18 protein-coding genes are annotated in these 18,961 nt (G+C 45.3%); 2 read left to right on the top strand and 16 right to left on the bottom strand.

Going from position 1 to position 18,961, the window contains the following annotated elements; all coding sequences use genetic code 11:
- Position 1: 1 nt before the first annotated feature.
- The 10 genes from GT674_RS01815 to srtB all read right to left on the bottom strand — a co-directional run bounded on the left by GT674_RS01815 (position 2) and on the right by srtB (position 9,033).
- Positions 2-838 (bottom strand): carbohydrate ABC transporter permease, encoded by an 837-nt coding sequence (locus tag GT674_RS01815; protein ID WP_161284084.1) that lies wholly within the window; start codon positions 836-838, stop codon positions 2-4.
- Entirely contained in the window at positions 838-1,692 is an 855-nt protein-coding gene (locus GT674_RS01810) for a carbohydrate ABC transporter permease (protein WP_022214140.1), read from the bottom strand. Before GT674_RS01810 ends, GT674_RS01815 begins: the two co-directional genes overlap by 1 nt.
- A gap of 88 nt (positions 1,693-1,780) precedes the next feature.
- A complete protein-coding gene (locus tag GT674_RS01805) occupies positions 1,781-3,055 on the bottom strand; it encodes an ABC transporter substrate-binding protein (RefSeq protein ID WP_161284083.1) in 1,275 nt (424 codons plus the stop codon).
- Between the two features lie 139 nt (positions 3,056-3,194).
- Positions 3,195-3,938, bottom strand: coding sequence for a TIM44-like domain-containing protein (locus GT674_RS01800; RefSeq protein WP_161284082.1), 744 nt, complete (start codon positions 3,936-3,938; stop codon positions 3,195-3,197).
- A gap of 4 nt (positions 3,939-3,942) precedes the next feature.
- On the bottom strand, positions 3,943-4,914 hold the full coding sequence (locus GT674_RS01795; protein ID WP_161284081.1) for an HdeD family acid-resistance protein: 972 nt from the start codon (positions 4,912-4,914) through the stop codon (positions 3,943-3,945).
- A gap of 60 nt (positions 4,915-4,974) precedes the next feature.
- Positions 4,975-6,303: a threonine/serine ThrE exporter family protein gene (locus GT674_RS01790; protein ID WP_161284080.1), complete on the bottom strand. Its 1,329-nt coding sequence runs from the start codon at positions 6,301-6,303 to the stop codon at positions 4,975-4,977.
- Positions 6,303-7,115 (bottom strand): DUF4866 domain-containing protein, encoded by an 813-nt coding sequence (locus tag GT674_RS01785; protein ID WP_161284079.1) that lies wholly within the window; start codon positions 7,113-7,115, stop codon positions 6,303-6,305. The genes GT674_RS01790 and GT674_RS01785 overlap by 1 nt, the downstream gene beginning before the upstream one ends.
- 100 nt (positions 7,116-7,215) lie before the next feature.
- Complete coding sequence (locus tag GT674_RS01780; RefSeq protein ID WP_161284078.1) at positions 7,216-7,404, bottom strand: DUF951 domain-containing protein; 189 nt, start codon at positions 7,402-7,404, stop codon at positions 7,216-7,218.
- Between the two features lie 40 nt (positions 7,405-7,444).
- Complete coding sequence (locus GT674_RS01775; RefSeq protein WP_161284077.1) at positions 7,445-8,170, bottom strand: NAD-dependent protein deacylase; 726 nt, start codon at positions 8,168-8,170, stop codon at positions 7,445-7,447.
- Positions 8,171-8,217: 47 nt separating this feature from the next.
- Positions 8,218-9,033, bottom strand: a complete 816-nt coding sequence (gene srtB, locus GT674_RS01770; RefSeq protein WP_161284076.1) for a class B sortase — start codon at positions 9,031-9,033, stop codon at positions 8,218-8,220.
- Positions 9,034-9,307: 274 nt separating this feature from the next.
- Here srtB and fliB point away from each other — a divergent pair, with 274 nt between their 5' ends.
- Positions 9,308-10,456 (top strand): flagellin lysine-N-methylase, encoded by a 1,149-nt coding sequence (gene fliB, locus GT674_RS01765; protein WP_161284075.1) that lies wholly within the window; start codon positions 9,308-9,310, stop codon positions 10,454-10,456.
- A gap of 43 nt (positions 10,457-10,499) precedes the next feature.
- Here fliB and GT674_RS01760 read toward each other — a convergent pair whose 3' ends face one another.
- On the bottom strand, positions 10,500-10,901 hold the full coding sequence (locus GT674_RS01760) for a VanZ family protein (protein ID WP_161284074.1): 402 nt from the start codon (positions 10,899-10,901) through the stop codon (positions 10,500-10,502).
- Between the two features lie 478 nt (positions 10,902-11,379).
- Between GT674_RS01760 and GT674_RS01755 the strand changes: the two genes are divergently transcribed.
- The gene (locus GT674_RS01755) at positions 11,380-12,612 is read left to right on the top strand and encodes a 6-phosphofructokinase (protein ID WP_161284073.1); all 1,233 of its coding nucleotides are present in this window, start codon (positions 11,380-11,382) and stop codon (positions 12,610-12,612) included.
- A gap of 262 nt (positions 12,613-12,874) precedes the next feature.
- On the opposite strand, the gene GT674_RS01750 is transcribed toward GT674_RS01755, so the two are convergent.
- From GT674_RS01750 to fba, 5 genes are all read right to left on the bottom strand, one after another.
- Positions 12,875-14,272, bottom strand: coding sequence for a uracil-xanthine permease family protein (locus GT674_RS01750; protein WP_161284072.1), 1,398 nt, complete (start codon positions 14,270-14,272; stop codon positions 12,875-12,877).
- A 228-nt stretch (positions 14,273-14,500) separates the two neighbouring features.
- On the bottom strand, positions 14,501-16,207 hold the full coding sequence (locus GT674_RS01745) for a S8 family peptidase (RefSeq protein ID WP_161284071.1): 1,707 nt from the start codon (positions 16,205-16,207) through the stop codon (positions 14,501-14,503).
- Between the two features lie 126 nt (positions 16,208-16,333).
- Positions 16,334-17,101, bottom strand: coding sequence for a prolipoprotein diacylglyceryl transferase (locus GT674_RS01740; RefSeq protein ID WP_161284070.1), 768 nt, complete (start codon positions 17,099-17,101; stop codon positions 16,334-16,336).
- Positions 17,098-17,871 (bottom strand): arginase family protein, encoded by a 774-nt coding sequence (locus GT674_RS01735; protein ID WP_161284069.1) that lies wholly within the window; start codon positions 17,869-17,871, stop codon positions 17,098-17,100. Before GT674_RS01735 ends, GT674_RS01740 begins: the two co-directional genes overlap by 4 nt.
- 166 nt (positions 17,872-18,037) lie before the next feature.
- Positions 18,038-18,901, bottom strand: a complete 864-nt coding sequence (gene fba / locus GT674_RS01730; protein ID WP_161284068.1) for a class II fructose-1,6-bisphosphate aldolase — start codon at positions 18,899-18,901, stop codon at positions 18,038-18,040.
- Positions 18,902-18,961: the final 60 nt, after the last annotated feature.

Genomic DNA, 18,961 nt, shown 5'->3' with positions numbered 1-18,961 from the left:
ATCAGCCTTTGACTGCACCGGCTACAACACCTTCGATAATGTGTTTCTGGCATACCAGATATACAATAATGATCGGAATGATATCGATCATGATACTTGCCATCATCGGTCCCATCTGCACATGTCCGAAGCTTCCGCGGAAATACTGGACTGCCATCGGAATGGTACGATATTTCTTGATATCCAGTACCAGTGTCGGCAGAAGGTAGTCATTCCATACCCACATCAGTTCCAGGATCGCGGTAGAGATAATTGTTGGTTTCAGGATTGGGATCAGAACCTTGAAATATACCTGCAGCGGTGTACAGCCATCGATCAGAGCCGCTTCTTCGATTTCAAGCGGGATACCCTTTACAAATCCTGTAAACATAAAGACTGCCAGACCTGCACCAAATCCAAGATAGATAATACAAATGTTGTATGGATTGTTCAGACGTAAGGTATCGGCTGTTTTTGCCAGTGTGAACATAACCATCTGAAACGGTACTACCATACTGAATACGCAGAGGTAATAGAAAACCTTGGATAATGCCCCGTTTACACGAACAATGTACCAGGCTGCCATAGAGCAGCACAGCATGATCAGAGCAACGGACATCACTGAAATCACAAGACTGTACCAGAAGGATTTGAGGAAATCCATCTGTGTAACACTTGCCACAAAGTTTGCAACACCATTCCATGTCTCAGCTGTTGGAAGACTGAATACACCTGAAGTTGTGATCGCAGCTTCTTTCTTTAAAGAGTTAATCAGGATCAGCACGATCGGATACATCCAGAGGATGCAGATCAGCGTCAAAATAATTGACGCAACCGGATTTTTTTTCTTATTTTCCATTACTGCTGCACCTCCTTAGATGATGTTGCACGAAGCTGGATCAGTGCGATCGCTACAACCAGCAGGAAGAAGACAACCGCTTTTGCCTGGCCGATACCCTTCCACTGAGCACCGCTTCTTGCATAAAATGTATCATAAATATTCAAAGCCAGTAACTGTGACTGTTTACCCGGATCTCCTCCTGTAAGAGAAAGGTTCTGGTCAAACATCTTGAATCCGTTTGTCAGAGTCAGGAAAGTACAGATTGTAACAGACGGCATGATCATCGGGATCTTGATCTTGAACAGGATCTGTCTGTTTGTCGCACCGTCGATCTGTGCTGCTTCGACCAGATCAGGAGAAACATTGTTCAGACCTGCTATGTAGATGATCATCATATAACCGATCTGCTGCCACATCAGAAGGATCAGCATACCGATGAATCCGTTTCTTGCAGAAAGCGAAAGCAGAGGCTGTCCCCATTTGGAGAGCAGTCCGTTTAACAGTGTCTGCCAGATATATCCAAGTACGATACCACCTATCAGGTTCGGCATAAAGAATACGGTACGGAATGCATTGGTTCCTCTGTATCCCTTGGTGAGTACCAGTGCGATGGAAAATGCCAGCACATTGATCAGAATACTTGAAACAAAAGCAAACACAACGGTCAGCCAGAATGAATGACTGAAGGTGTTATCCAGTAAGATCTTGGAATAGTTTGAAAATCCGACAAAGGTTACATCATTTACGGTTGTAAATTTACAAAATGAAAGATAAATGCCCCAGATAAAAGGCCAAAGGAAACCGATAACAAATGCCGCAAAAGTCGGCAGTACAAAAATCGGCCACCATTTTTTGATCGTTCTTCCTACCATTATAATTCTCCTCTTTCCCTCTCATAGAACCCACAGGAGGAGGCAAGAACCTCGCCTCCTCTTGATGATTGATCACATATTATTTTGATTACTCGGAGAGAGCTTTCTCTGTAGCCCATCCGTCAACGAATGCACTTACAACATCATCCCATGAACCTGTGCCTGCTGCATATGCGGTAAGAGCTGTTCCAAGTCCGTTTTTCCACTCTTCAGACGGCATTGTTGTGAAGTTCCATGAAACAGGTGTTTTTCCAGCTTCTGTGTATTCAGCATCCTGTTTTACAAATACGTTTGTAGACTCCTGTGCTGTTTTGAAAGGAAGTGTGAATCCCATATCGTTTGCCATGGATTTTGTTCCTGTTTCAGATGTTACACACCAGTTCATGAAGTCCAGAGTTGCCTGAACGTCTTCATCAGATGCATTCTTGTTTACACACCAGTAGTTCTCTGTACCTGTTGCAAGTCCCTCGTTCTCATCATCTACACCAAAGTAGATCGGGATCATTGCAAGCTCGTCATCTCCGTATGTCTTGGACAGTTCTGCATATTCCCAGGTACCATTCTGATAGAATACTGCTTCGCCGTTTACAAATTCGTTTCTGGAGTCATCTGCTGTTTTTGCAGAGAGTTCAGATCCGTCACAGGTAGAATCTGTGATGTACAGGTCAAACAGGTTCTTGTAGTTGTCAAGATATGTTCCTTTGATTGCCTCTGTATCATCGATTCCGTCTTCTTTGTACTCATAGTAGATCGGAAGGTTTGCAAGATGTGTTTTGAATCTCCAGTCAGAGGATCCGTCCATACCTGCAGATGTGAAAGCACCTTTGATTCCAAGCTCGTCCTTTCTTGCCTGAATATCATCTGCTACTTTCTTCAGATCATCGTAGCTCTTGATATCATCCAGAGAATATCCTGCTTTTTCAAGTAAGGTTTTGTTTGTGATCAGGCCATAGGATTCGATTACATATGCGATACCATCTACAGCATCTCCGTCTTTGAGCTCGTAAGTATCAGAGGTAAGTCCTTTTGTGATCTCTGCATCTGTCAGATCATAGCAGTAATCTTTCCAGTTCTTAAGTCCAACCGGTCCGTTTACCTGGAACAGTGTCGGAGCATCGCTCTTTGCCATTTCAGACTGAAGTGTTGTCTCATACTGTCCGGATGCTGCTGTTACAACTGTTACTTCTGTTCCTGTTTCTTCAGTGTAAGCTTTTGCCAGGTTCTGCCAAGCTTCATCTGCTTCTGGTTTGAAGTTCAGATAGTAAACCTTTCCACCGTCTGCTGCCATAACCGGTACAGATGGAATCATGCTTGCTGCCATTAATACTGCCATGCTCATTGCTGTTACTTTTTTCATTTTCATAGTACTTATCGCTCCTTTTTTTGTAAGATTTGTTCTCTTTCAACCTGTCTTTATTATAGATTTATCAGCACTTTTATACTATGATAAAAAATCAAGAAATATGTTGTTTTTTCAAGATATAAAAAAATTGATGTACATTTTACAATTCATGCACATCAACTTCATCTTTTTGTTGAATTTCATTCAACACCCATCTTCCGTCTTCACGTATAAATGTCCAGTATTCATAAAACGACTCCGGAATCTTTTTTCCACGAACAACCTCTAATGTATCTGTATTGATATAATATCCAATCATTCTTCCATGAATCAGATAAACAATACTGGCATCTTCTTCACCTTCATCATCCCACACAGATACCGGAGTCACACTCAGGAGCTGAACTCGTTTCTGTATTGGCTTTTCATGTTTAACTTTCATCCATTCAAGTTTTGTAGTCCAACTTTGGGCAAGACTTTTACTCAGATACTTTTCTGCATAAGATGGATCCAGGAGCCTCCAGCATTCCTGAATAACAAAATATGCATTCTCCACATATTTTTGCATTTCTTTTGCATTCCCGTCTTCGCCCGGCTTTTCAAATTTCTTCATTTTTTGAAGACTTTTGTATTTTGCCTTTTGAATATAGCAATGAAATGCAATCGTTCCAGCCCCGGCAAAACATGCCATTGCCATCCAGCCAACTATCGTTTGCGACCATCCACCCGGACTCTCGTCATCCGTATAGTTTGATTCATTATTATAATGATATGTTCCACCGGAACTTTCCCCCGAACTTCCTCCTGAAGATCCGCCGCCGGCCCTCGCATAACATGTAATTGAAAAGCACAGACAGCAAATACATGCGAGCAGTATACAACAGATTCGTCTATGTCTCGTCATCTTTTTATTCGCTCTTATTTTTCTTTCGTTTACGGGAGATCAGGCCAAGAAGGTTCTCATCTTTGGTATCGGAAAGATCATCATCGGTTACGGTTGGCTTGGATACTACGTACGCTCCTCTGCCGGCCGGCGGATCATTCTCCTGCTCAGTCATCTCTTCTGTCGACTCGTCCAACGGAACCTCTTCTTCTCTCACCTGCACAACATCGAGGGATTCTTCCATCCCGGAAACTTCCCTGTCATAAGCATTGCTGTCGAAAGGTTCTTTATCAGAAGTTTCTTCCTCACTGTCAGATAAATCGTCTGCTGGTTCTGCCTTCCTGCGTGAGCTCCACGGTGCGTATTCCGGTACGACCGGTTCTTCTGGCTGTGCAGAACTTTCTGCATCATCAGATATGATCTCGCTGTCTGCATCGACTGCTTCTGCTTCCTGTTTGAGTTCTTTCAGACCGCGACGGAGGAGGATCAGGTAGATGAGGTCTACCACTCCGTTACAGAGGAAGATCCATCCTGCAAAGATTACCGTGTATTTTACCATTGTGAACGGATTGAGTACAAGGGAAACACCGAGCCCGATGAAGATCAGGCTTCCGATCAGAAGGATCTTCCAGAATCCGCTTCCGTTTTTCTTAAGTTTCAGGCTTCCTTTGAGGCTCCAGATGCTGTCCGCCAGAATAAAGGTTCCAAGCAGGACTGGCAGAAGCTTCACTACGATCTGCGGATTCGTAAAGAGAAACACTCCGATGACCAGAAGAACACCGCCGGAAAAAAGATCCAGGATCGTAGCATTTAGTTTCTCCAGAATATAGAGCAAAATATGATAACATCCCACAAGTATCAGAAGTATTCCAAATATAAATTTACAGATCACATTGATCATATTCACCGGCATAAATGCCAGGCACGCTCCAAGAGCAACGTATATGATCGATGTCACAATCTGACCTTTCAGAAAATTATTGATTTTTTCCCACATTCGCTGCTTTCTCCTTCGTCCTGCATAATTTTATTGAAAAGCAAAAATGAATCCTGAGGATCACGTACAATACCGAAATGTTCTGTCTGTCAGTATCCTTGCAAAGATCAGCCCCAGAGGGAGCGCAGCTATGATCAGGATGGCTGCGGCAAACCAGGATGCGGCTGTAGAAAGGGACATGATCCCAAGATTATAAAATCCTCTGTAGAGATACAGTCCCGGCACCATGATAACAATAGAAGGAACCGTCAGGGAGATTCGCGGATAACCTGCTTTGTTTTTTATCATGGAGGCAAAAAGACCGGCTGTCAGTGCACCAATGAAAGCTGCGGCTGCAGGCGGCATTCCGGCCAGATCCACAAGTTCCAGTCGAAGTGTATTGGCCACCGCTCCAATGAGTGCCGACGCTGACGCAAGCCTTATAGGACTGTTGAACATAATTGAGAAGCCAAACACCCCACAGAAGCTGGCAAGAAACCGGAACACGATCCATAATTTCACCGGAAGGGAGATTCTGATGAAATCTACCGGTTTCAGTTGCAGAAGCAATGCCATGATCCAGGCAGACATCGTCGCTACCAGGATAATGATCAGTGCATACATCAGTCTTTCTGTTCCTGAACGCATGTCCAGCTTGGCAAGATCAATACCACTCGTGATAAACGGAAAGCCGGGAATAATAAACAACATCGCACAGATATAACCTGCCTCATGCTGAATGGAAATTCCAAACAATACTTCTCCAATCTTCAGAAATCCTGCATAAACAAGGCAGGCCAGTGAGACCGAGGATACAATACAGAGAAACAGGGTAAAATGATGTTTCGTCAGCTTGCATCTGAGGAAATTCCCAAACCCTGCACCCACAAAGGCACAGAACATCTCAATCGGCCCGCCGCCGAGCAGGAAAGTAAAGCCACAGCATGCGAGAGCAGCCGCAAATCCCAGTGCAATCGGAGAATACAGCCCGTGGATCCTCTCTATATCATCCAGCAGGCTATGTAGCTCTTCCCCCGACATATTCTTTCCGTCCACCTCAAATTCCCGGATAAAATGCTCCAGACGGTTAAGCTTTGACGTATTCACGCCCGTATTGGTAAGACAGAGTGACTGAGTAAAGCCATTCTCCCCGTCAAAACAGGTGTACTCGATCGACATCAAGCCAATGTCTGCCGTACAGGTGATTCCCATGATCTCAGCCAGTGTATTCATCGAACTTCTCACTCGCCATGCACCGGTTCCACAGGACAGAAACATAATCCCTACCCGTCCGATGATAGAAGCTTTCTCCGTAAGACTGGCCTGCGTGACCGGAATATCTGCACCATTCTCGTCAGTATATTCATGCCAGGCAATGTCCATATGATTCTTTCTGATCATCTGCTGCATCACTCGCACTTCCCTGTCTGTCGTTTTACTTCATTCAGGATATGCTCCCGGCATCCCAGTCCAATACCGTTTGCAATCTCAATATTTTTCTCCATCATTCTCTCAAAATGATAAAACGGAAGAAAAATTCCCAGCGTTTCGGTATTTTTTTCTTTGCCTTCTTCGTCCCTGACACCATAATACATCAATGCCCGCGGCAGTTCCTCCTGAAGGCGCATCAGGAAATCCCACACGATCGCATAGATCCTGTCATCATTAATGTCTGTCTTTACAGATTCCGGGAATCGGAACATAAGAAGGATTCCTGTATGTTTCGATATTTTGTCTGTCACGATTTCGCCCTTACTGGTATAACCGTGATTTTCCCTGAAACCGTCTGCCATATACATCTGATAACACGGAATCTCCTCCTGCTCCTCATAGATCCTGTGAAACATCCTGTATTTCTTCTCATAAAGATGTTTCTGAGATTCATCCAGAAGCATTCCCCTGTCATCCGTAAGAAGAACCGGATTCTCCACGCCCTTATCATTGAACCGCATCGGAATCAGGAAAGAATTACGCAGAAGATCAAACATACTGTTATTGCAGACAGCCATGAGAAATGCCGAAAGGTCTTTGTTTTCGTATGCATGAAACAAGGCTGCCGCAAAAACAGTTCCCGGAATATCCGTTCCTGCACCTTCACTCTCTTCCGCCGATGGAATTGCTTCAAAAAATGTATCCTTCAGACGTTCGCACGCTTCCGGGTTTTCAAGGATCTTGTCAAAAATCTGTTCTGCCTTTTCTTCTCTCGGAAATATGGTACTCATAATATCGCCCCTTTTCGGGTTTTATTATAGAACCATGAGCTTCAAATGTAAATTTCATCTCTTGTATATTTAATATAACCAGAACGAATAAGGTTTCTGTTCACTCCGGCTTTTGTAAGTTTCTCGTGTTTTTTTCGACCATCTTACGCGGCACCATGATCTGATGTCCGCAGCCCATGCATTTCAGTCGGAAATCTGCTCCCACTCGAAGGATTTCCCATTCCTTGCTTCCGCATGGATGACCCTTCTTGAGAGTCACAATATCCCCTACCTCATAAATAAATCCCATGTATACTTCCTGCCTTATATATTACTGTGAACAGTTACTCTTATCTTACTTTAATCTGAGAAAACACCTGACCGATCGGCTCCTTGATCAGAAGATCCGCATTGCGGTCCCGCGGAGTGGAGGATTTATTGATCACCACCAGTGCCTCTCCCCGGAAATAATCAATCAGACCCGCTGCCGGGTAGACCGCCAGAGAAGTTCCTCCTATGATCAGAACCTGCGCCTTCGAAATTGCTCTGACAGATTCTTCGATTGTCTGACTGTCAAGTCCCTCCTCATAGAGAACCACATCCGGCTTCACAATACCGCCGCACTCACATCTCGGCACTCCTTCACTGTGCTTCACATAATCAAAATCATAGAATTTCCCACATCGCATACAATGATTGCGGTATACGCTTCCATGAAGCTCCAGCACCTTATGACTGCCCGCCATCTGATGAAGATTATCAATATTCTGCGTGATCACAGCCTTAAGCCTGCCCGCCTCCTCAAGCTCTGCCAGCTTAAGATGTGCTGCATTCGGCTTTGCAGTATCACAGAGCATCTTGTCACGGTAAAACTTATAAAATTCTTCCGGATTACTCATAAAAAACGTGTGGCTCAGAATCGTTTCCGGCGGATAATCATACTTCTGATGATACAACCCGTCCTGTGAACGGAAATCAGGAATCCCACTCTCCGTAGACACTCCTGCCCCGCCAAAAAACACAATATTATCATGCTGATCAATCAGCTCCTGTAATTTCATGATCTTTGCATCCATGTCAATTCCCCCTTCACCTCTGCATAGCCATCTATGCACCTGTGTGCTTAATATGCATCCTCTGAGCTTATCCTTCTGCCCTGTACAACAAATCTCGTAGATTCATTTCCCGTACAGGTAGATAATGTAACGATCTTATCCTTGATTGTCAGTTCTCCCGGATCGGTACTGATCTCCGAGTATCCCTTAATCGTCTCCAGATACCTCTGAAACTCCTCTCCCGGTCCCTTAAACAATGTATACGTGTCACTGTCCACACCTGTCGTATAGGCAGAAATGATCTCATAGCGATAGTTCTTATCCGGTGTCAGGATCCAGAAATATTTACTCTTATTATAGACATTCTGATCCTCCGCAAATTTCTTGAGATGCCCAAACATGGAACCATTCTTCATATTATGTCCATAGACCAACGTGTTACAGTCATTGAAATCACTGCTGTTCTCATAATCAATAAAAAGCGTTCCCGCAAAATTATAATTCCCTTCATAGGTCTGATGCAGGTATGTCTCATTGTCCTTGCCCTGTACAATAGGATAACTGATATGATTCAGTGCCTCTACATAAATCCAGCCGACCACATCCGGATTCACACTCTTGAGCGATGCAAAATCCACATTGATCGGTGCCTTGGGCTGTGCCTCCGGTCCTGCCACCTCCTGCGCATCAGGTGCACGGTCCGTGACTGCCATCTGCTCGATATGATTATACTCGTCCGTTCCCTTTTTGTATTCTGTATAGATGTGAAAAAGATTAAAAGCCGCATAGCAAAAAACTGCTATCGCTATAATAAGAACCAGCGTCAGAAGGAGGTCACCTTTCTTTTTGGTCTTCTGCTGCTTCTCTGTGTTTCTCTCGTCCATAGCTACATTCCTTTCATTCCAGAATTACTCCCCTCCCTGTTCTGTAAAATCTTAGCACAGGACACATTTTCCGTCAATGGAACGGGCATATAATTTATGGTTATTTCATATTCTCGGCACTGTCCCGGCTTTCGAAATCTCCCATACTTTTTCTTGTAGATTACAGAGCAGAATGCTATAATCCTTATGTTCCGGAAATACAGTGGAAGCACTTTAAAAGCCCATAAAAAAGGCTTTCTGAACAATTATAACTTCACCTACAAGGAGGAAAACCATGCAGATCACTTTCCCTGCTTTTTATAAAGAATTCTCCTGCATTGCAGATGCCTGTCCGGATACCTGCTGTGCAGGATGGCAGATCATGATAGACGACAAAAGCCTCAGGAAATACCGCCGCTTCAAGGGGCCTTTCCGCAACCGTCTCCACAACGACATCGACTGGGAGGAAAAATCCTTCCGCCAGTATGACAGACGCTGTGCTTTCTTAAATGAAGACAATCTCTGCGACATTTACAGCGAAGCCGGACCGGAGATGCTCTGTGACACCTGCCGAAAATACCCAAGACACATCGAAGAGTTTGAGGGACTCCGCGAATACTCCCTCTCCCTATCCTGTCCAGAGACCGCCAGGATTTTTCTCTCCCGAAAAGACAGGACAACCTTCCGTACCATAGAAAAATCCTCTCCCGAAGAAACTTATGAGGATTTTGACTATCTGCTTTTTACTGCCCTGATGGACACCAGAGATTACCTTCTCTCCATCGTACAGGACAGAACCATTCCCATGGAACTGCGCCGCAAAAAACTCCTCGCCTGTGCCCATGATTTCCAGCTGAGTCTCGACAAAAACGAATTGTATCAGTGGGAAGATATCCGCAGACGCCATCAGAAATCCGGCGTCGGAGAAGCCTTTCTTGCAAAGCTTAAGAAATGGACCGCCTCCGGGACAGATTCCGTTTCCTGTCACAAACAGATCTGGAAAACTGTCATTCCTAAGATGGAGGTTCTGCGCGCAGGATGGCATGAATACCTGGATAATATCCTCAAAGTGCTTTACAAGACCTGCGATACCGAAACGAAACTCTCCGAATGCTGTCAGGAATTTCTGAATGCTTACCCAGACTGGGAAATCCAGGAAGAGCAGCTGCTCGTTTACTGGATCTACACCTACTTCTGCGGTGCCGTCTACGATGGCCAGATCTCTGCCAAAATAAAGATGGCAGTCATCTGCACCTCCATGATCCACGACCTCGCCGTGGGTACTTACCTTGCAAATGACCGCCGCTTTACATTTAACGACCTCGTATCCATCTGTTACCGCTTCTCACGGGAACTGGAGCACTCCGACCTCAACCTTAACGAAATGGAAAAACTGATGGATGAAGATGAAACCTTCCGGTTCGAGAACCTGCTGCTCCTCTGAGGCAGCAGGGAGAACTCTCCCGGCTCAGTCCTGCACATGACTTTCACGCCAGCGCCGCACCGCCCTCCATACTGCCCCATCCAAGCAGTGCTCCGACTGTATTTGTCACCACATCATCCAGCTGCATATATCCCCTCTGGGTGATATACTGCGAAATCTCAATGCTGCAGGAACACAAAAATCCAGTCAGTACACACAGACGCCAGTTTCTGAACCTCTCAAATAAAGTCGGTAAAAACACACCAAACGGAATGAACATGATAATATTCTCAATAAACATGGCATGCATATGAAAAGACCTTCCCCAGGTTTCGAACAGAATCAGACTGACTGTCTTCCTGCTGCCCGCCTCCCGGGAAAAGAAGGTTGTATGAAAAACAACCAAAATATAAGCAAGAAACAACGTCCATATCACGCGACTACGTATGCACTTCTTCTCAGACACTCCTCTTTTCTCACACAGCCTGCTGATAACAAAGATCACACAGGCACTGACAAAAATAGCTGGAATCAGGGATAGTACCGGCTGACTGAAATCCTGAATAATATATCTTATGTACTACCTGATCGCCAACCACCTCTTTCTTCTTTATTTATGCCATTTCATGCAAAAATTGGAACTACAAAATACTCATTTTTATTTTCGTTTAACTACAGCATGTTTCCCGCGAAATGCAATTCCGATTTTGATGATAGAATTAACACCTGCACCACGCAGTTCCGTATCATACTTTTTCTCATCAATCTCATCATTAGTATGTTTGAATTCAAGGCAAAAGCCAGAATCTCAGGTTTTATTTTCGCAAAGTAACATACTTTACGATACGTCTCTTCTCTTTTTTCATCCTCAAAACATTCATTTGTCAATCCCCATTTCATATGTTAAAATGATTTCATCATCAACCCAAACGGAGGTATTACAAATGGCAAAGAAAAATCTTATCGTCGGACAGTCAGGTGGTCCTACTGCCGTGATCAACAGCAGTCTTTACGGGGTTGTCTCTGAGGGACTTGCTCATTCTGACGAAATCGGACATGTTTATGGTATGGTAAATGGAATTGAGGGTTTTCTGGCTGGACGTATCCTTGATTTTGAGGAAGCTCTTCCAGGCGAAAAGCTCTCTTATCTTAAGCATACTCCGGGTGCATATCTTGGTTCCTGTCGTTACAAGCTGCCGGAATCTCTTGAGGATCCAGTCTATCCGGAACTTTTCCGCAAGTTTGAGGAAATGAACATCGGATGGTTTTTCTACATCGGCGGAAATGACTCTATGGATACTGTGAGCAAGCTTTCCCGCTATGCAGCCAAAGTCGGCAGTTCTATCCGTGTCATCGGTGAACCGAAGACGATTGACAACGACCTGATCCATACAGATCACACCCCTGGTTTCGGAAGTGCTGCCAGATATGTTGCATCTACTGTCCGTGAGATTACTCTGGATGCCAATGTTTATGAGAAAAAATCTGTAACGATCATCGAGATCATGGGACGTCATGCAGGATGGCTCACTGCTGCCAGTGCCCTCGCGCGTAAATATCAGGGGGATAATCCTCTTTTTATCTATCTTCCGGAAACAGACTTTGATCAGGATGCTTTTCTTAAGGATCTGGAAAAGGCTTTCGAGACGAACTGCAACCTCATCGTCTGTGTTTCTGAGGGAATCCACGATTCTAAAGGAACTTTCATCTGTGAATATGACAGTTCTGTAGGAACGGACTCCTTCGGTCACAAGATGCTTGCAGGCTGCGGTAAGTATCTCGAGAATCTTGTACGCAGCCGTCTTGGTGTCAAGGCTCGTTCTGTTGAACTGAATGTCAGCCAGCGCTGCTCTGCTGCAATGATCTCTGCTGCCGATCAGCAGGAGGCAGTTGCTGCCGGTAAGTTTGGTGTGAATGCTGCTTTGAACGGAGAAACCGGCAAGATGGTTTCTTTCATCCGTCAGACAGATGAGAACGGTGCTTATCAGATGGTTTGTGGTCTTGAGGATGTCAATGAGATCTGTAATCAGGAAAAGGTTGTTCCGGCAGAATGGATCACCCCTGACGGTCACGATGTCACAGAGGACTTTATCCGCTATGCCCGTCCGCTGATCCAGGGAAATATTGAGGTTCCTCTTGGAGAGGATGGACTTCCGGCATTTGTATACCGCAAATAAATCCGTTATTTTTACTATAATAACAAAGCGGACAAGTCCGCTTCAAACTCCCTAAATTCCTCAATCTTTGAGGGACTTGTTACGCTTTGCGCGCCAGATGCAGTCTGCTTTAGCAGACATCTTCCACATACATCTGGTCGCATCCTCGCGGAGCGTTTATTACTTTATTGGAACATTACGGAGTAATTTCCTATAAAGTAATAAAAGAATCCCCTTCCCACCACGGAGATGTATTCCGTGATGGGAGGGGGATTTTCTTTTCTTATTCCTGATCAAACTCCTCATGATCCTGTTTGATCTTTTCTTTTACTTCTTCTTTGAGTTTCTCTTCTTCCTTCTGTTCTACGCGGCTCTTCGGAAGAATGATGTTCAGGACTACTGCGATCAGTGTTGCCAGAACTACCGGAGATTTACCAAAAATGGTTGTTACCCAGTCCGGGAAGCTTGCCAGTGCTGCTGACGCCTGGGAAACACCGACACCGATTGCTGCTGCAAGACCTACGATGGATGAGTTTCTGTAATCCATTTCTGCAGAAGCTACCAGTTTCATACCTGTCATGGCAATGGAGGCAAATACAGATACCGTTGCACCACCGAGTACACACTGAGGGATGGTTGTCAGAAGTGCAGAGAATTTCGGTACGATTCCTGCAACGCCGAGGATGACTGCTGCAAGACCGAGTACACAGCGGTTAATAACCTTTGTTGTTGTAACGATACCAACGTTCTGGCTGTAGGTTGCTGTCGGAAGTCCGCCAAACAGGGCACCGATCACGTTGCTGACACCATAGGCCATGATACCGTTCTGAAGTTCTCTGTCTTCCGGCACGCGGTCCATTGCTCCGATTGTTGTTGCAGAATAATCTCCGATCGCCTGTACGGAGTTGATCGCAAACAGAAGTCCGATCGCAACACAGGCAGAGATTTCAAAGTGAATTCCAAAATGCATGAACTGCGGAAACTGGAATACTTTTGCCTGACCTACGCTTGTGAGATTTACCATACCAAACGGAATGGATACCAGATAACCGGCAATAATACCGACCAGGATGGAGGCCAACTTCAGGATTCCCTTGCCAAAATGGTTCAATGTAGTTACAACTGCCAGAGTGAAGAATGCCACCAGCCAGTTCTGCCAGGAGCCATAATTCGGGTTGCTTGTGCCGCCAGCCATATAGTTGATCGCTGTCGGATACAGGGACAGTCCGATGGTAAATACAACCGTACCAGTGATCAGCGGCGGGAAGAACACTCTGATCTTACGGACCAGTATACCCATGATAAAGGCTACAATACCACCAACAATCTGTGCACCAAGGATTGTCGAGATTCCATAGCCTTCTGCGATCGCCTGCATACTTGGAACGTAGGCAAAGCTGACACCCATGATCATCGGAAGTCCGGATCCAAGTGTGAATCCACCCTTCTTGCCAATCGGAAACAGCTGGATCAGTGTTGACAGTGCAGAGATCACCAGCGATGCCTGGATCAGAATAACACGGTCTTTGTCGCTCAGACCGCCACCGCCTACAGCACCGGCTACGATGATCGCCGGAGTAACACAGCCAACGATCATGGCAACAACATGCTGCAGAGCAAGCGGAATAGCTTCCTGGAACTTTGGAACACCACTCAGTTCAAAAATACTACCTCGTTTCATTTTTTCCTCCTGTTTCTATTCCGGCCACCCTTTCCTCTTCGTCTGCCCTCTTTCTTCCAATGTGCCGGAATCGTATGTTTTTTGAGATTATCCGTCCTGACCGCTCCGAATAATCGTCAATGCGTATATATTATAACAAAAAGTTTTTGAAAACACAATTAAAATATCCAATTTTTTTGTATAGACAGCAAAAAATTTGGATACTTTTCATGATAAAATCTGTATTTCTCACGTCAAAAGTTCAAACGTATGATACAGATCCACTCTTCCATATCCCCACGCAGGATTAGGATACTGCATTTCTCCGTCCCGGACTGCTCCGCGGCTCAGATAATTCTTGACGCTGTTTCCGGTAAAATATGGCTCGTTTCCACGAATCAGGGCCCATTCAAACAAGAGTGCCGCAATCCCTGCACTCTGTGCCGCTGCCAGACTGGTTCCGGTTGCTTCGGCGAAGGGCCGTCCCGCTCCGATGGATGCCGTCAGAATTCCAACTCCCGGTGCTGCAAAATCCGGTTTTACTACATTTTCTGTATTATAGCCCCGTCCCGCCTGAATATAAAGGCTGTTGTCCTGATGCTGATAAGCAGTGACAGTCATGCCGTCTTTCGCATCTCCCGGGGAAGTGATCGTAAATTCCGGAGAGGATTCCAGGAAATACGTTTCATCAGAGATCATGCCTCTGACCGGCAGCCAGAGATGAAACCATGTATTATCCTCCATTCGTTCCTCCACAAACAGCTTCCATATTCCGGGAGCCGGGTGCAGGAATCGAAAAAACACCAGCGTTTTTCCTGTCCGCCGCTCGATAGGTATGTAGTTGACCAGGATTTTTGTTTCTACAAACACAAAGGACAGTTCCTGTGTCCCGTATTTCAAAGCACTGCTGACAGGAAGTTTCTCGCCGGTCGGTGACTGAATGGTAATGTTATAGAAATTAGGAGAATCGCCCCAGAATTCCATAGAAAACCCTCGAACACTCTCCCGTTCTCCTACCTTCAGTTCTACCGCATCTGTTTTTGTCGGTCCTGCGGTTCCACTCAAATAATGATGTCTTGCGGTTCCTTCATTTCCGGCTGCGATAGAGATGGAATTCTGGCTGAAGCTTGCTGTGCTGTTGATAAATTCACTTAAAGGACCATTTCCTCTGTGTGCTCCCATGCTGCTTCCAAGCCCGATACAAATGGAAAGGGGCATCTTACGCTTTACTGCACACTGCAGTACGTAGGAGATTGCCAACATGATGTCATCCTCCTGAAAAACCTCTGCATCGTCGGAAAGAAGATAAAAATCCCGCAGATATTTTTTGGCCGGCTTCAGTTTGACGATTACAAGCTCCGCCTCTGGTGCTGTCCCGGAAAAATTTTCCTCCGGCATACGGTTTCCTGCGGCTGTGGCGGCAAGCTCTGTTCCATGTCCGTTCTGATCTGTGGATGGAACGATTGCAAGTGGATCCGAAGCAGAAAGTGCCTCATCGATCTGTTTTTTTGTAAATTCCCTTCCATAGGGAATCTGGCCTGAGCGTTTCCCCGGCAGAGACTGGTCCCAGATACTCACAATCTTACTCTGATTTCCATTACGAAAAGCCGGATGTCGGTAGTCGATCCCCGAATCAATGACTGCTACCAGCGTTCCGGCTCCTTTTAAATTAAGATATGGATGATCATGAAGCTTAAGCACACCTGAGGTGCTCAGAGCCCCGGAATCCATGTATGTGTAACATTTCGGTATCGAAGAATACGAATAACTGTTAAATCCCAATTCTGGAACATCTTGCTCCGCAACATAGAGAATTCCAAACAGATCGTTGACAATCTGAAAGTTTTCGTCCGACCGATAATCAAAATCTCCATGAACATTCTGATTATAACGGATGATAAAATTCTGATACTTCTGGCTCTGTGCCGGTGCCACGGCTTCTTCTGCTATCTGCATGGCCAGACTCCTCCATCCTTCTTTTGTAGAAGGTATGTACCTGCCATGATGTTTATGTCTGTTTCCGGGAACTTCTTACTGTTCGCTCCATCCACAGCCTTATAACACCGGAAGCTTTTATTCCATTCAGGAATGTCTGCCTGGATTTTCTCTGCTTCTGAGGATTAGAATCAGGATTCCTGCTACACCGATAAACAGGCTGATAAACTGAGAAGTTGACAGTACTCCAACGCTTCCGCGGATCAGATCTCCCCGGAAAAACTCCAGAATAAATCTTCCAATACTGTAAAAGAGGAGATAACAGGCAGCCACCTGACCATCCTTCTTCTTTCTTCCGGCAATAAACAGAAGTATTCCGAAATGTACAAAGTCCAAAAGGCTGGAATAAATTTCAGTCGGGATCAGCGGCACATTGTTTGGTGCAAACTCCGATTCGTGGAATGTGATCGCCAGAATACTGTCCGTCTCTTTTCCATAACAGCAACCTGCAAGCAGACAGCCAATCCGCCCAAACCCCTGTGCCAGTGCAACGGAGGGCATTACAAGGTCGAAATATGCCCAGAAATTGATCTTTTTTGCCCGACAGTAGATCCAGCCTGCCAGAATTCCTCCGATAATTCCTCCGTAAACTACAAATCCGTCTGTCAGAGTGTCCAGAAGAAATCCCGGATCCTTCATCACAGAATCCCATTCTGTGATCCAGTAAAGAAGCTTTGCACAGACAAGTCCTCCCAGAAGTCCCCAGAGGACAAGGGCAAATACATGGTCACTGCTGAGGCGGAGCTTCCTGGCCCTGCATTCGGTCACGATCCAGGCTGCGATCACACCAAGTGCGATCATGGCACCATATCCGTATACGGTGAGCGGTCCGATTGTAAAGAGTTCGTTTTTCACAGGCTTTTGTCTCCCTTCCATATTCTCAGAAGTTCCTGGTTTGCCCGGTCATTCAGATGATTCCCGTCGCAGGCATCCGGATCACATTCTCCACAGACATCCATTCCCAGAATCTGCTGTTTATCCAGAAGAATTTCCACAAACTGACACAGTTCTTCCAGTGTCATATCTCCCTGGCTCCAGGTGGTCGAAGCGTCATCCTTACAGAGAACGTCCTTGTCAACCGAGATGTACATCGGATAATCCATTTCCATCTTCTCAAAAAATGCTCTCTTTTCTTCTGGAGTCATTATGCGCAGTTTCTCTCTGGATAAATACTGTACCTTCTGTCGAAAGACTGGCTCCGTCTGGTCAAAGGCCTCCTGATCCGGCCCGATCAGGATCACTTTCTCAAGAAGAGGAAGCTCCTCAAGGGAAGCTGCGATCCATCCTCCGCAGGAGAGCAGTCCGCCAAAGGCCGGCAGCTGCATATCCGTATGATTGTCAAATGCAACCAGCCGGAATGGGGTTTCCAGTTTCTCCAGCCAGATACGGCTCATATAGTGATAGTTCCCGGAATCAATAAAATGCATTCCCTCTGCCGAAAATTTTTTCAGTTTTTCTTTCAGAACCTTCGCTGCCTCTTCATCGCAGTAGCAGTTGCTTCCCGTAAGCTCCTGTACCTCCACCCAGGAGATGTTTTGTCTCTGTATTTCTCCGGTCCGCCAGAATTGCTGCTGTCTGTAAATTCCCGAAAAGTTCATGATGATAATGTCTTCTTTTTTTGTCATAGAGCCATCTTACCACGAAGAGAAATATCCCGCAACTTTATATGAAGGAATTTCCTTTCTATTATATGGAAGAATTTCCTTTATGAAATGAAAGAAAACCCTGGAAAAAATTCTGTGAATCCTCTCCGGGGCTTTCTCATTGTTTGTCGTTCAGGACGAATAAATCTCAGGCTTTGTCAACAGAACCAAACAGTTCCATTTTTTCTTTAACAGTAGCCTTGATTGCTTCGAATCCAGGAGCAAGAAGTTTACGTGGGTCATATCCTTTGCCCTGCTCATCCTTGCCTTCTTCGATGTATTTACGTGTAGCTGCAGCAAATGCAAGCTGGCACTCTGTATTTACGTTAATCTTGGATACTCCAAGGTCGATAGCTTTCTTGATCATATCAGCCGGGATACCTGTACCACCGTGAAGTACGAGCGGCATATCTCCTGTCAGCTGCTGGATAGCGTCCAGAGTCTCAAAGCTCAGACCTTTCCAGTTTGCCGGATATTTACCATGGATGTTACCGATACCTGCTGCAAGGAAGTCGATACCAAGATCAGCGATCATCTTGCATTCCTTAGGATCTGCACATTCACCCATACCTACAACACCGTCTTCTTCACCGCCGATGGAACCAACTTCTGCTTCCAGGGACATTCCGTGATCTGCAACGATCTTAACCAGTTCTTTTGTTTTTGCTACGTTCTCTTCGATCGGATAATGGGAACCGTCAAACATGATAGATGTAAATCCGGCTTCAACACATTTCAGGCATCCTTCATAGCTGCCGTGATCAAGGTGAAGTGCAACCGGAACAGTGATGTTCAGTTCTTCCATCATTCCCTTAACCATACCAACAACAGTCTTGTAGCCTGTCATGTACTTTCCTGCACCTTCGGATACACCGAGGATAACCGGAGAGTTGAGTTCCTGTGCTGTAAGCAGGATTGCTTTTGTCCACTCAAGGTTGTTAATGTTGAACTGACCAACTGCATAGTGACCAGCTTTTGCTTTTTTCAACATTTCTGAAGCGTTTACTAACATGATAAATTCCTCCTAATCTTATCGGAAGTTGGTCTTACCACTTCCAATTTATACGTCTAG

The organism is Blautia sp. BIOML-A1 (genome assembly GCF_009883055.1).
Taxonomy (GTDB): Bacteria; Bacillota; Clostridia; order Lachnospirales; family Lachnospiraceae; genus Blautia_A.
The sequence above is the reverse complement of the archived record's forward strand: the minus strand, read 5'-3'. Positions and strand labels throughout refer to the sequence as shown.